The organism is Hydrogenophaga sp. L76 (assembly GCF_057654755.1).
The window spans coordinates 3,954,694-3,967,005 of the sequence record NZ_CM172807.1; the positions used below are offsets into that span (position 1 = coordinate 3,954,694).

15 protein-coding genes are annotated in these 12,312 nt (G+C 65.3%); all 15 read left to right on the forward strand.

The genetic code is table 11. The annotated features are described in order from the left end of the window. Positions 1 to 17 precede the first annotated feature (17 nt). The 15 genes from AC23D4_RS19240 to folE all read left to right on the forward strand — a co-directional run bounded on the left by AC23D4_RS19240 (position 18) and on the right by folE (position 12,302). Positions 18 to 437, forward strand: a complete 420-nt coding sequence (locus AC23D4_RS19240; RefSeq protein ID WP_472889189.1) for a gamma-butyrobetaine hydroxylase family protein — start codon at positions 18 to 20, stop codon at positions 435 to 437. 14 nt (positions 438 to 451) lie between these two features. After that, positions 452 to 1,183, forward strand: coding sequence for a bifunctional demethylmenaquinone methyltransferase/2-methoxy-6-polyprenyl-1,4-benzoquinol methylase UbiE (gene ubiE, locus AC23D4_RS19245; protein ID WP_472889190.1), 732 nt, complete (start codon positions 452 to 454; stop codon positions 1,181 to 1,183). Positions 1,184 to 1,217: 34 nt separating this feature from the next. After that, on the forward strand, positions 1,218 to 2,180 hold the full coding sequence (locus tag AC23D4_RS19250; RefSeq protein WP_472889191.1) for a Tim44 domain-containing protein: 963 nt from the start codon (positions 1,218 to 1,220) through the stop codon (positions 2,178 to 2,180). A gap of 85 nt (positions 2,181 to 2,265) precedes the next feature. After that, the gene (locus AC23D4_RS19255) at positions 2,266 to 2,922 is read left to right on the forward strand and encodes a ubiquinone biosynthesis accessory factor UbiJ (RefSeq protein WP_472889192.1); all 657 of its coding nucleotides are present in this window, start codon (positions 2,266 to 2,268) and stop codon (positions 2,920 to 2,922) included. Next, entirely contained in the window at positions 2,919 to 4,484 is a 1,566-nt protein-coding gene (ubiB, locus tag AC23D4_RS19260; protein ID WP_472889193.1) for a ubiquinone biosynthesis regulatory protein kinase UbiB, read from the forward strand. The genes AC23D4_RS19255 and ubiB overlap by 4 nt, the downstream gene beginning before the upstream one ends. Positions 4,485 to 4,676: 192 nt before the next feature. Next, positions 4,677 to 5,039 (forward strand): FmdB family zinc ribbon protein, encoded by a 363-nt coding sequence (locus tag AC23D4_RS19265; RefSeq protein WP_472889194.1) that lies wholly within the window; start codon positions 4,677 to 4,679, stop codon positions 5,037 to 5,039. An 11-nt stretch (positions 5,040 to 5,050) separates the two neighbouring features. Then, positions 5,051 to 5,731 (forward strand): DUF502 domain-containing protein, encoded by a 681-nt coding sequence (locus AC23D4_RS19270; protein ID WP_472889195.1) that lies wholly within the window; start codon positions 5,051 to 5,053, stop codon positions 5,729 to 5,731. 48 nt (positions 5,732 to 5,779) lie between these two features. Further along, a complete protein-coding gene (aspS, locus tag AC23D4_RS19275; protein WP_472889196.1) occupies positions 5,780 to 7,582 on the forward strand; it encodes an aspartate--tRNA ligase in 1,803 nt (600 codons plus the stop codon). A gap of 156 nt (positions 7,583 to 7,738) precedes the next feature. After that, positions 7,739 to 8,059: an ElaB/YgaM/YqjD family protein gene (locus tag AC23D4_RS19280; protein WP_472889197.1), complete on the forward strand. Its 321-nt coding sequence runs from the start codon at positions 7,739 to 7,741 to the stop codon at positions 8,057 to 8,059. Between the two features lie 11 nt (positions 8,060 to 8,070). Next, positions 8,071 to 8,445, forward strand: coding sequence for a phage holin family protein (locus tag AC23D4_RS19285; protein WP_472889198.1), 375 nt, complete (start codon positions 8,071 to 8,073; stop codon positions 8,443 to 8,445). A gap of 61 nt (positions 8,446 to 8,506) precedes the next feature. After that, a complete protein-coding gene (locus AC23D4_RS19290; protein ID WP_472889199.1) occupies positions 8,507 to 8,821 on the forward strand; it encodes a YqjK family protein in 315 nt (104 codons plus the stop codon). Between the two features lie 11 nt (positions 8,822 to 8,832). Beyond that, positions 8,833 to 9,297, forward strand: a complete 465-nt coding sequence (gene nudB, locus AC23D4_RS19295; protein ID WP_472889231.1) for a dihydroneopterin triphosphate diphosphatase — start codon at positions 8,833 to 8,835, stop codon at positions 9,295 to 9,297. A gap of 24 nt (positions 9,298 to 9,321) precedes the next feature. Continuing rightward, positions 9,322 to 10,050, forward strand: coding sequence for an endonuclease/exonuclease/phosphatase family protein (locus tag AC23D4_RS19300; RefSeq protein ID WP_472889200.1), 729 nt, complete (start codon positions 9,322 to 9,324; stop codon positions 10,048 to 10,050). A gap of 53 nt (positions 10,051 to 10,103) precedes the next feature. Continuing rightward, positions 10,104 to 11,387, forward strand: a complete 1,284-nt coding sequence (gene clsB, locus AC23D4_RS19305) for a cardiolipin synthase ClsB (RefSeq protein ID WP_472889232.1) — start codon at positions 10,104 to 10,106, stop codon at positions 11,385 to 11,387. 186 nt (positions 11,388 to 11,573) lie between these two features. Next, entirely contained in the window at positions 11,574 to 12,302 is a 729-nt protein-coding gene (gene folE, locus AC23D4_RS19310) for a GTP cyclohydrolase I (RefSeq protein ID WP_472889201.1), read from the forward strand. The last annotated feature ends 10 nt before the right edge of the window (positions 12,303 to 12,312 follow it).

Genomic DNA, 12,312 nt, shown 5'->3' on the forward strand with positions numbered 1-12,312 from the left:
ACCAACAGGAGACAGCCATGGCAGGACTCGACAAAAACACCCCGACACCGCAGGACATCACAGTGCACAGCCAGTCGCGCGTGCTGCAGGTGAGCTTTTCAGATGGCAGCGACTTCCGCATCCCGTTCGAACTGATGCGGGTGTTTTCGCCATCGGCCGAAGTCCAGGGCCACGGCCCGGGCCAGGAAGTCCTGCAGACCGGCAAGCGCGAGGTCGGCATTCTGGCGCTGGAGGCTGTGGGTAACTACGCGGTGCAGCCCACGTTCAGCGATGGTCACGACAGCGGCATTTTTTCCTGGGACTACCTGTATTTCCTGGGCAGCCAGCAAGACGCGCTGTGGGCCGACTACCAGCAACGCCTCCTCCAGGCGGGGGTTGACCGCGATGCCGCCATGCCGGAAAAAGCAGGCTCAGCCTGCGGAAGCCACTCACACTAGGATCGGATCGCGCCATGGCAACCACCCATTTCGGCTTCAAGAACGTCGACGAGCGCGAGAAAGCACAGCACGTGCGCAGCGTGTTCGACTCTGTCGCGCCCAAGTACGACGTGATGAACGATCTCATGTCGGCCGGTCTGCACCGCGTCTGGAAACGCTACACCCTCACCGTGGCCAACCCGCAGCCAGGCCAGCAGGTGCTGGACATCGCTGGCGGGACGGGTGACCTGTCGCTGGCTTTTGCGGCCAAGGTTGGCCCGACAGGTCGGGTGGTGCATACCGATATCAATGAGGCCATGTTGCGCGAAGGCCGCAACCGGCTGCTCGACAAAGGGGTCGTGCTACCCACCATGGTGTGCGATGCCGAGAAGCTGCCATTCGCGAACGAATCGTTCGATTTTGTGTCGGTGGCCTTTGGCCTGCGCAACATGACCCACAAGGAACTTGCGCTGGCCGAGATGCATCGCACCCTGAAACCGGGTGGCAAATTGCTGGTGCTGGAGTTTTCCCGGGTGGCCAAGCCGCTGGAGAAAGCTTATGACTGGTACTCGTTCAACATCCTGCCGAAGCTGGGCAAGCTGGTGGCCAACGACGAGCACAGCTACCGCTACCTCGCCGAGTCCATCCGCATGCATCCGGGACAGGAGGAATTGCGGCAGATGATGAAGGCAGCGGGGTTCGGACACGTGGACGTGCACAACCTCAGCGCCGGAGTGGTGGCCTTGCACGTCGGCATCAAGTGTTGATTCAACGTTTTTTCATCAACTGAGGGACAGGGCAATGAGCAGGTTGTGGTCGGTACTTCTGGTCTGCGCGATGGCGATCGGGGCGCAGGACGTCTCGGCCAAACGCATCGGCGGCGGCTTGTCGGTTGGCAAGCAGTCGGGCAGTGTGACGCAGCGCAGCGCCGCACCCACAAGCACCCCGCAGCAGGTGCCCGCTCAAAACGCAGCAGCCCGACCTGCCGCGCCGTCGCCTGCTGCAGCCGCAGCTGCCGCCCCCAAGCGTCCCTGGGGTGCCATGCTGGGTGGCCTGGCCGCTGGTCTCGGCCTGGCCTGGCTGGCTTCCTCGCTGGGTCTGGGTGAGGGCTTTGCCCAGTTCCTTCTGCTGGCTTTGCTGGCGGTGGTGGTGGTGGCGGTGATCCGCGTGGTGATGCGCCGCGGTGCACCGGCTGCCAAACCTTCCGGATTGGTCTACCAGGGTGCAGGCGCCTCGGACCAGGCGGCGACGCCGCGGGGTTACAGCCCGCAGAACGTGGGCAACGACGCGTCGGCCCGTCCCTGGGAACGTGGTGCCTCGGCCGGCGCCGGTGGCTCCATGATCGGTTCGGCGCTGGCGGGCTCACCCTCCTGGGGCGTGCCCAGCGACTTCGATGTCGAGGGTTTTCTCAAGGCATCCAAGACCAACTTCGTGAACCTGCAGGATGCCTGGGACCGGTCCGACATTCCCAGCCTGCGGGCCATGATGACCGACGGCATGCTGGAGCAGATCAAGAGCCAGCTGGCCGAGCGCGAGCAGACCAGTGGCAGCAGCATCAACAAGACCGACGTCGTGATGCTCGAAGCCCAACTGCTGGGCATCGAGGAACTGGACGACGGGTACATGGCGAGCGTGGAGTTTTCCGGGATGATCCGGGAAGACGCTTCGGCCGGTCCCAATCCGTTCCGCGAAGTCTGGAACATCACCCGGCCCAAGAGTGGTTCCGGCGGCTGGCTGGTGGCCGGGGTTCAGGCCCTTCAATAATGTTTGCGGGTCAGACCTTCAGCTCTGACCCCAACTGATCAGGTCGGCGGGACAGTCCCGCGTTATCCGTCAAAATCGGGGGGTCATGAAAAATGTACCCCCCGATTTTTCGTCCGGCGCCGACAGCGGCAGCCGATCGCCCCTGGGCTTTTTGCAGTCCCTGTTGGGCAGCATCCGTCCGCCCGACTGGGTGGTGGACGAGCTACAGAACCGCCTGGTGCTGTTCCTCAACCACGTGCTGATGCAGGAGCCGCAGGCACAGGAACGTCTCAAGCGTCAGAAGGGCAAACCGGTGCGGGTGCAGTGGGGCGACTTCCACCTCACGCTCGCAGCCACGCCCGCCGGTCTGCTGGAGCGCCCGGTCGCGGGTGCCCAGCCCGAGCTCACCGTTTCACTGACCCAGACCTCGCCGTTTGCGCTGGCCCAGCGTGTCATCGCCGGCGACAAGCCGGGCGTGGACATCCAGGGTGACGTGCAGCTCGCCGCCGAAGTCGCCTGGCTGGTGGACAACGTGCGCTGGGACGTGGAAGAAGACCTGTCCCGCGTGGTGGGCGACGCCACCGCGCACACGCTGAGCCGGTTTGCGCGCGCAGGCGCCCAGGCTGTGAAGGCGTTTGCCGCGCGCCTGCCCGAAGGCTTCCCGCCACGTCCGCCCTTCGCATCGCCTGCCGGCTCCGCGCCCGAAGCGGCCGCGCCGACAGCGAACGCGGATACCCCGGGCGGTGGCGGTGGTGCCGCATGACGCGTCTCTTTCGCGGCGCTTTCATCGTCTGGGTGGTGCTGCGCTACGGGCTCGATGAGCTCGTGCTGTCCAGCTTCCGGCACCCCACGCTGCGCCTGCTGACCCGTCTCGTTTCCATCGGCCGCAATCTGGACAGCCCTCGCGGCGAGCGGTTGCGCGAGGCGCTGGAGCGGCTGGGTCCGATCTTCGTCAAGTTTGGCCAGGTGCTCTCGACCCGGCGCGACCTGTTGCCTCCGGACATTGCCGACGAACTGGCCCGCCTGCAGGACCGCGTGCCGCCGTTCCCCAGCGCCGTGGCGGTGGCCACGATCGAGCGCGCGTTCGGCAAGCCGCTGGACGCTGTGTTCACGCACTTCGACCAGGTGCCGGTGGCCAGTGCTTCCATCGCGCAGGTGCATTTCGCGACCTTGCGCGATGGCCGCCATGGTGGGCGCGAGGTGGCGGTGAAGGTGCTGCGGCCCAACATGCGGCCGGTGATTGAAAAAGACCTGAGCCTCATGCGCACGATGGCGGGCTGGGTCGAAAAGTTGTCGGCCGACGGCAAACGACTCAAGCCGCGCGAGGTGGTGGCCGAGTTCGACAAGTACCTGCACGACGAACTCGACCTGCTGCGCGAGGCCGCCAACGCCGCCCAGCTGCGGCGCAACATGCAGGGGCTCGACCTTGTGCTGATCCCGGAGATGCTCTGGGACTATTGCCACACCGAAGTGATGGTGATGGAGCGCATGCATGGCCTGCCGATCAACAAGGTGGACGAATTGCGCCGCCGGGGTGTGGACATCCCGAAGCTGGCGCGCGACGGCGTCACCATTTTTTTCACCCAGGTGTTCCGCGACGGCTTCTTTCACGCCGACATGCACCCGGGCAACATCCAGGTCAGCGTTGATCCGGCCACGTTCGGACGCTACATCTCGCTGGACTTCGGCATCGTTGGCACGTTGACCGAGTTCGACAAGGAATACCTGGCGCAGAACTTCACCGCTTTTTTCCGGCGCGACTACAAGCGTGTCGCCGAGCTGCACATCGAAAGCGGCTGGGTGCCGTCCGACACCCGGGTGGACGAGCTGGAGTCGGCGATCCGCGCGGTGTGTGAACCGTATTTCGACCGCCCGCTGAAGGAAATATCGCTCGGCATGGTGCTGATGCGGCTTTTCCAGACCTCGCGACGTTTCCAGGTGGAAATCCAGCCGCAACTGGTGCTGCTGCAGAAGACGCTGCTGAATATCGAGGGGCTGGGCCGCGATCTGGACCCGGAACTGGATCTCTGGAACACCGCCAAGCCGTTCCTGGAAAAGTGGATGGTTGAGCAGATCGGACCGCAGAAACTGTGGCAGCAGCTCAAGGCCGAGGCGCCGCACTACGCCAAGCTGCTGCCTGCGCTGCCGCGCCTGGTGCACGACTTCCTGCAGCACAAGCCGCACGAACTGCGGCGCGAACTCGATGAGCTGCTGGCCGAACAGCGCCGCACCAACCGCTTGCTGCAGGGGATCGTCTGGGGCGGGGTGGGCTTCCTGATCGGCCTGCTGCTGATGCAGGTGCTCACGCGGGTGCGACTCTGGTAGACGCTGCCGGTGGCGGACCCGGTTATGCAGGACCTTGCGCATCCGGGAACCACCCCCAATTTATAATGACGGGTTTTGTTCTTCTACCCTTCGGATCGGGCTCGACGGGCCGGGTGTGATGCCCACCCGCTGCCCGTTTGTCCTCCGAAGCGATCCCGGCTCTCATGCAGCCGGTCACCTACAGGTTCCGCCATGCCGATTTATGCCTACAAGTGCGCGTCCTGCGGCCATGCCAAGGACGTGTTGCAAAAGATGTCCGACGACCCGTTGAGCGTCTGCCCGGCCTGTGGCCAGGCCAGTTTCCAGAAGCAGGTCACCGCCGCCGGTTTTCAGCTCAAGGGCTCGGGCTGGTACGTGACCGACTTCCGCGGTGGCAACGGCGGCAAGGCCGCCCCTGCCGTGGCCGGGGCCGACAGTGGTGCCAGCGCACCGGACGCGGCTGCCAAACCGGCGGGTGAGGCCGCCGCCAGTCCGGCACCCGCCACCAGCACCGCGGCCACAACGACACCCGCTGCGGCTCCGGCAGCCAGCTCGACCCCCACCGCTTCGACCTGAGTTCGCGCCCGATGCCTTCCCTGCGCAAATGGCTGCTCGCTGGCCTGCTGGTCCTGGTGCCCCTGATCATCACCCTGTGGGTGCTGGACTGGGTGGTGGGCACGCTCGACCAGACGCTGCACATCCTGCCGCAGAGCTGGCAGCCCGACCAGCTGTTCGGCTTTCACATTCCCGGCCTGGGCGTGATCTTTGCGCTGGCGGTGGTGCTGTCGATCGGGGCGCTGGCGTCCAACATCATCGGCAACAAGCTGGTGGACTGGTGGCACGCGCTGCTGCACCGCATCCCGGTGGTGCGCTCCATCTACTCCGGGGTGAAGCAGGTTTCCGACACGCTGTTTTCCGAGAAGGGCAATGCATTTCGCAAAGCGGTGCTGGTTCAGTGGCCGCACGCCGGCATGTGGACCATCGGTTTCCAGACCGGTTCGCCCAATGGCGAGGTCCTTGCACACTTGCAGTCCCAGCCGGGCCGTACCGGCGATCACGACGAATTCCTGAGTGTGTTTGTGCCCACAACGCCCAACCCCACGGGCGGCTATTTCGTGATGGTGCGCCGCAGCGATTGCCTGGAGCTGCAGATGAGCGTGGACGAAGCGCTGACCTACATCGTTTCCATGGGCGTGATCGCGCCCGGTGCCCCCAAGAACCCCTTCCCCAAAGTGGCAGCGCCCGGCGCGACCACCCACCCGACCTGATGACTCCCCGCCGTGAATCACGGCGAACCTGCTGAAAGAAGAACCGAAATGGCCATGCGCTCCCACTATTGCGGTCTGGTGACCGAAGCCCTGCTGGGCCAGACTGTGCAACTCTGCGGCTGGGTCAACCGCCGCCGCGACCACGGTGGCGTGATCTTCATCGACCTGCGCGACCGCGAAGGGTATGTGCAGGTGGTCTGCGATCCCGACCGCGCCGAGATGTTCAAGACCGCCGAAGACGTGCGCAACGAGTTCTGCGTGCAGGTCACCGGCCTGGTGCGCGCACGTCCCGAGGGCACCACCAACGACAACCTGAAGAGCGGCAAGATCGAAATCCTCTGCCACGAACTCAAGGTGCTCAACGCCTCGGTCACCCCCCCGTTCCAGCTCGATGACGACAACCTGAGCGAGACGACTCGCCTGACGCACCGCGTGCTCGACCTGCGCCGCCCCTACATGCAGAACAACCTGATGCTGCGCTACCGCGTGGCCATGGAAGTGCGCAAGTTTCTGGACGCCAACGGCTTCATCGACATCGAAACCCCGATGCTCACCAAGAGCACGCCCGAAGGCGCTCGCGACTACCTCGTGCCCAGCCGCGTGCACGACGGCCACTTCTTCGCGCTGCCGCAGTCGCCCCAGCTGTTCAAGCAGCTGCTCATGGTGGCGGGCTTCGACCGCTACTACCAGATCACCAAGTGCTTCCGCGACGAAGACCTGCGCGCCGACCGCCAGCCCGAGTTCACACAGATCGATATCGAAACCTCGTTCCTGACCGAAGAAGACATCCGCGACATGTTCCAGGGCATGATCAAGACGGTGTTCCAGAACACGCTGGGCGTGGACCTGGGCGAGTTCCCGGTCATGGCCTACAGCGAAGCCATGCACCGCTTCGGCTCCGACAAGCCCGACCTGCGCGTCAAGCTCGAATTCACCGAACTCACTGACGTGATGGCCGACGTGGACTTCAAGGTCTTCAGCGCGCCCGCCACCATGAAGAACGGCCGCGTGGTCGCCCTGTGCGTGCGCGGCGGTGCCGAGATCAGCCGCAGCGAGATCGACGCCTACACCGAGTTCGTCAAGATCTACGGCGCCAAGGGGCTGGCCTGGATCAAGGTCAACGAAGTGGCCAAGGGCCGCGACGGCCTGCAGAGCCCGATCGTGAAGAACCTGCACGACGCGGCCGTGGCCGAGATCCTCAAGCGCACCGGCGCGCAGGACGGCGACATCATCTTCTTCGGGGCCGACAAGGCCAAGGTGGTGAACGACGCCATCGGCGCGTTGCGCCTGAAGATCGGCCACAGCGAGCTGGGCAAGAAGAACGGCCTGTTCGAAGCCCGCTGGGCACCGATGTGGGTGGTGGACTTCCCGATGTTCGAACACGACGAGGAAGCCGACCGCTGGACCGCCGTCCACCACCCCTTCACCGCGCCGAAAGACGGCCACGAAGACTGGATGGTCACCGCGCCTGAGAAGTGCATCGCCAAGGGCTACGACATGGTTTTGAACGGCTGGGAAATCGGTGGCGGCTCGGTGCGTATCCACACCGCCGCGGTGCAGCAGAAGGTGTTCGATGCGCTGAAGATCACGCCCGAAGAGGCGCAGCTCAAGTTCGGCTTCCTGCTCGACGCGCTGCAGTACGGCGCGCCGCCGCACGGTGGCCTGGCTTTCGGTCTGGACCGCATCGTCACGCTGATGACCGGCGCCGACTCGATCCGCGACGTGATCGCTTTCCCCAAGACCCAGCGCGCCCAGTGTCTGCTGACACAGGCGCCGAGTCTGGTGGACGAGAAGCAACTGCGCGAGCTGCACATCCGCCTGCGCAACGTGGATCTGGCCAAAACCGCCTGATCCCTGGGCGCGTCGGCAGGAAAGAAGGGCGGCACGGACCGCCCTTTTTATTTGGGTTGCCGGTGGTGCCGCACGTTGCAGGTGGCAACGAAACGTACCGCTGCGTTCCGTGTGGTCAAGGGTTTGTTAGGATGGCTTTTTGAAAGGAGCCTATCCATGAGCAAGAACGCCCAAGACACCCTGGCCAACAAAGAGAAGCTGGTCGCCGACCTGCAGCGCGTCATTACCGACGCAGAAGAACTGATGGCGGCCACCGCCCACCAGACCGAAGGCAAGGTGGTGGAGCTGCGCGAGCGCATCAACGAAAACCTGCGCCAGGCCCGCCACAAGCTGCTGGACGCTGAAGAGGCGATCAAGGAAAAAACCCGCGAAATGGCGCGCGCCACCGACGACTACGTGCACGAACACCCCTGGCGCGCCGTGGGCACGGCCGCCGGCATCGGCCTGGTGATCGGCCTGCTGATCAGCCGGCGTTGAACGGGCGTGGCATGTCTGCGCCACCGACCCGCCTGGCGGCCTCGCTGAAGGGCTTGACTGCTACCGTGCTGGAACTGCTCCAGCTGCGGCTGGAATTGCTCAGTGTGGAAGCGCAGGAGGAAGTGCTGCGTGTCGGTGGCTTGATGGTCTATGGCGCCGTGGCCGTGGCCTTCATCAGCCTGGGGCTGGGCTTTCTGGCCATGCTGATCACGGTGGCGCTGTGGGACACCCATCGCCTGCTGCCACTGGCGGTTTTCGCGGGGTTGTTTCTCGGCTTCGGCGGCGTTGCGGCCTGGCTGGCGCGCGAGCGGGTGCGCAGCGGCACCAAGCTGTTTTCGGCCACCGTCGGAGAACTCAAGAAAGACCGCGAGGGATTGCGCTCATGAGCACGGCGCCGGGTCGCCCCAAGCAAGCTCGCGCCGCAGCTCGCAGAACGAAGGTGCTCACATGAGCGCCAACGAACCCGGTCGAGCCGAACAGCTGGCCCGCAGGCGCGCGTTGCTCGTGCAGCGGTCCGGGCAATTGCGCGGGCAGGTGGTTGAACAATTGCAGGTGGTGGAGCCCGTGTGGATGTGGGCCGACCGCCTGCAGGACGCCTGGCGCTGGTTGCGCGCGAATCCGCTGGCGGTGGCGGGCGCTGCGCTGACGGTTGCGGTGTGGCGGCCGCGCCGATCGCTGGGGCTGGCCCTGAAGGCGTGGTCGGCGTGGCGGATGTTGCAGCGGGCGCGCTCGCTCGGCAGCGCGGCATCCCGCCTGCTCTGATCCGCGCGCTGATGCGCCCGAAGATTCCCCAATCGGTGCTGGTGGTGATCCACACACCCGCGCTGGAGGTGCTGCTGATCGAGCGAGCCGATGCGCCGGGATTCTGGCAGTCGGTCACGGGTTCGAGGGATGCCGAAGACGAACCGTTCGAGGTCACGGCGGTGCGCGAGGTCTGGGAGGAGACCGGACTCGACGCGAGTGCTCCCGGTCATGTGCTGACGGACTGGGCGCTGGAAAACGTCTATGAAATCTACCCGCAGTGGCGTCACCGGTATGCGCCGGGCGTGATCCACAACACCGAGCATGTCTTCGGCCTGTGTATCCCGGCGGCGGTGCCCGTGACACTGAGTCCGCGCGAGCACCGGGCGCAGGTCTGGTCGCCGTGGCCCGAAGCCATGGACCGCTGTTTTTCGCCGTCCAATGCCGAGGCCATTTCCTGGCTGCCACGGCTGGGCCGCTGTGCCGTGACCTGCTGATGCGCTTGGTGGCATGATTTGCCCATGAGCATCTTGCGGGTAGCCACCTACAACATCCACAAAGGCGTGCAGGGCCTCGGGCCGGCGCGCCGGCTGGAAATCCACAACCTGGCGCACGCGGTCGAACAGTTCGATGCCGACATCGTCTGCCTGCAGGAGGTGCGGCGCCACAACCGCAAGCTCGAAAAACATTTCACCCGCTGGCCCGAGCTGGACCAGGCGGGTTATCTGTCGCCCGAGGGCTACGAGTCGGTCTACCGGACCAATGCGATCACCCGTCACGGGGAGCATGGCAATGCGCTGCTGTCGCGCTGGCCGGTGTTGGAAAGCTGGCACTCCGATGTGTCCGACCACCGTTTCGAACAACGTGGCCTGTTGCATGTGCAGTTGCTGGTGGATGGCAAGGACGTGCATGTGGTGGTGGTGCATTTCGGGCTGATCCATGCCAGCCGGGAACGCCAGGTCCAGCGCCTGGGCCAGTATGTGGCGCGCGAGGTGCCCGCCAGCGCGCCGCTGATCGTGGCGGGGGACTTCAACGACTGGGGATCCCAGTTGCACCGGCCCATGGCCGATCTGAACCTGCGCACCTTTGACGGCATCCGCCTGCCCACCTACCCGTCCCGCCTGCCGCTGCTGCACATGGACCGTGTGTACGTGCGCGGCCTGCTGCCGGTCTCGGCCCATGTGCCGCATGGGCGGGCCTGGGCACGCATGTCCGACCACTTGCCGCTGATTGCCGAGTTCGAGTTGTGAACGACGACCGTCCCGAGTCCCAGGGGCGCCCGGCAAGGCAGGGCAAGGCGGTTGTGCACAGCGGGAACCAGTTGCTGTTGCTGTCGGGTGGCGCCGAGCTGTTCCCGGCCCTTGTGGAGGCCATGGACGCCGCGCGCCGGGCGGTGCATCTGGAAACTTATATCTTCGAGTTCGCTGGCTCTGCGCTGGGCGTGGCGCAGGCGCTGGAGCGTGCGGCACAGCGGGGTGTGCTGGTGCGACTGGTGGTCGATGGGGTGGGCACGCCAAGGATCCCCGACGAGTGGAAAAGGCGCTTTGCGCAGGCGGGTGTTCGCTGGTGTGTCTACGCGCCGCTGGGTCGCCTGGGTTTGCTGATCCCGAGTCGCTGGCGACGCCTGCACCGAAAGCTTTGCGTGGTGGACGGCAAGGTGGGCTTTTGCGGCGGCATCAACATCATCGACGATCAGGATGACGTGGCTTTGGGGCGGCTGATGGCGCCGCGACTGGACTTTTCGCTGCGGGTGGCCGGCCCGGTGGTGGCCGACATGGTGGAAACCATGGAGCAGCTCTGGTGGCGGCTGCAGGCTGCGCGCAAGGCACGACAGCGTGAGTTCAGGGCCGCCTGGGAGGCCTTGCGCGAAACCATGCCGGTGGGAGACTTTTCGCGCCTGCTCGCTCGGCTGGAAACGGACGCCGGTCGGGGCCATGGGTCGGACCGCAGCAAGGCCGATGCAGAAAACAGCGAACCGGCATCCCTGTCCGATGGCCCGCTCGGGGTGGACAACGCACGTGCCGCGCTGCTGCTGCGCGACAACATCAGTCACCGGCACGATATCGAGCGTGCGTACCTCAAGGCCATCGGCGAGTCCCGGCAGGACATCATGATCGCCAATGCCTATTTCGTTCCAGGCCGCAAGCTGCGGCGTGCGCTCCTGATGGCGGCGCAGCGCGGGGTGCGGGTGCGCCTGTTGCTGCACGGCAAATACGAACATTTCATGCAGTACCGCGCCGCCCGCCCGGTCTACCAGACGCTGCTCGGCGGCGGCATCGAGATCCACGAGTACGCGACCAGCGCCCTGCATGCCAAGGTGGCGGTGATCGACCAGCGCTGGGCCACCGTGGGGTCGACCAACCTCGACCCCCTGTCCTTGCTGCTCGCGCGTGAGGCCAATGTCATGACCACGGACCGTCGCTTCTCCGCCCTGCTGCACCGCTGGCTGGCCGACGTCGTCGAGCGGGAGGGCCAGCAACTCGATGTACAGGTGCTCGGGCAGCGCCCCTGGCACCAGCGCCTGCTGGACAGGCTGGCCTTTGGCGTCATGCGGGCCACGCTGTTCCTCACGGGCCACCGGTACTGAAGTGGGTCACCCCCGCCGCGCTGCGCGCGACCCCCTCGAGGGGGCAGCGCGATGCGGCCCGGCAAACCGGTTTCGCCGCGTTCCGGGGTGGGCGCGTCGCCGACATCCGTGTTGATGACCCGTCTCGCAAAACCCCAGACTTCAGCCTGTTATTCGGCGCTTTGGGGGCGGGTGTTAGCATGACCCATGCTCATGAAAACAGAACCCGACATGACCACCGCCGACCCCAACGACGATGACCAGGGCGTGCCCGTGTCCGTCAAAATCCGCGAACGCATCCAGGCCGCGCGCCACCGCTTTCACTCCAACGACAACATCGCCGGCTTCATCGAACCCGGCGAACTGGAGCAGTTGCTTGAAGAGGTGACGGTCAAGATGCAGGGCGTGCTCGACAGCATGGTGATCGACACCGAGAGCGATCACAACACCGGCGACACCGCGCGCCGGGTGGCCAAGATGTACCTCAAGGAGGTGTTCAACGGCCGTTATGTGCACGGGCCCAGCGTCACCGAATTCCCCAACGCCGAGCACCTCAACGAGCTGATGATCGTCGGCCCGATCACCGTGCGCAGCGCCTGCAGCCACCACTTCTGCCCGGTCATCGGCAAGATCTGGATCGGCGTCATGCCCAACGAACACACCAACGTCATCGGCCTGTCCAAGTACGCTCGCCTGGCCGAATGGATCATGGGCCGTCCGCAGATCCAGGAGGAGGCGGTCGTACAGCTGGCCGACCTGATCCAGGAAAAGACCCAGCCCGACGGTCTGGCCATCGTCATGGAAGCCAGCCACTACTGCATGGCCTGGCGCGGTGTGAAAGACATGGACAGCAAGATGATCAACTCGGTCATGCGCGGGGTGTTCCTGAAAGACCCGAACCTGCGCCGCGAATTCCTCTCCCTCATTCCCCGTTGATTCAGAAGAA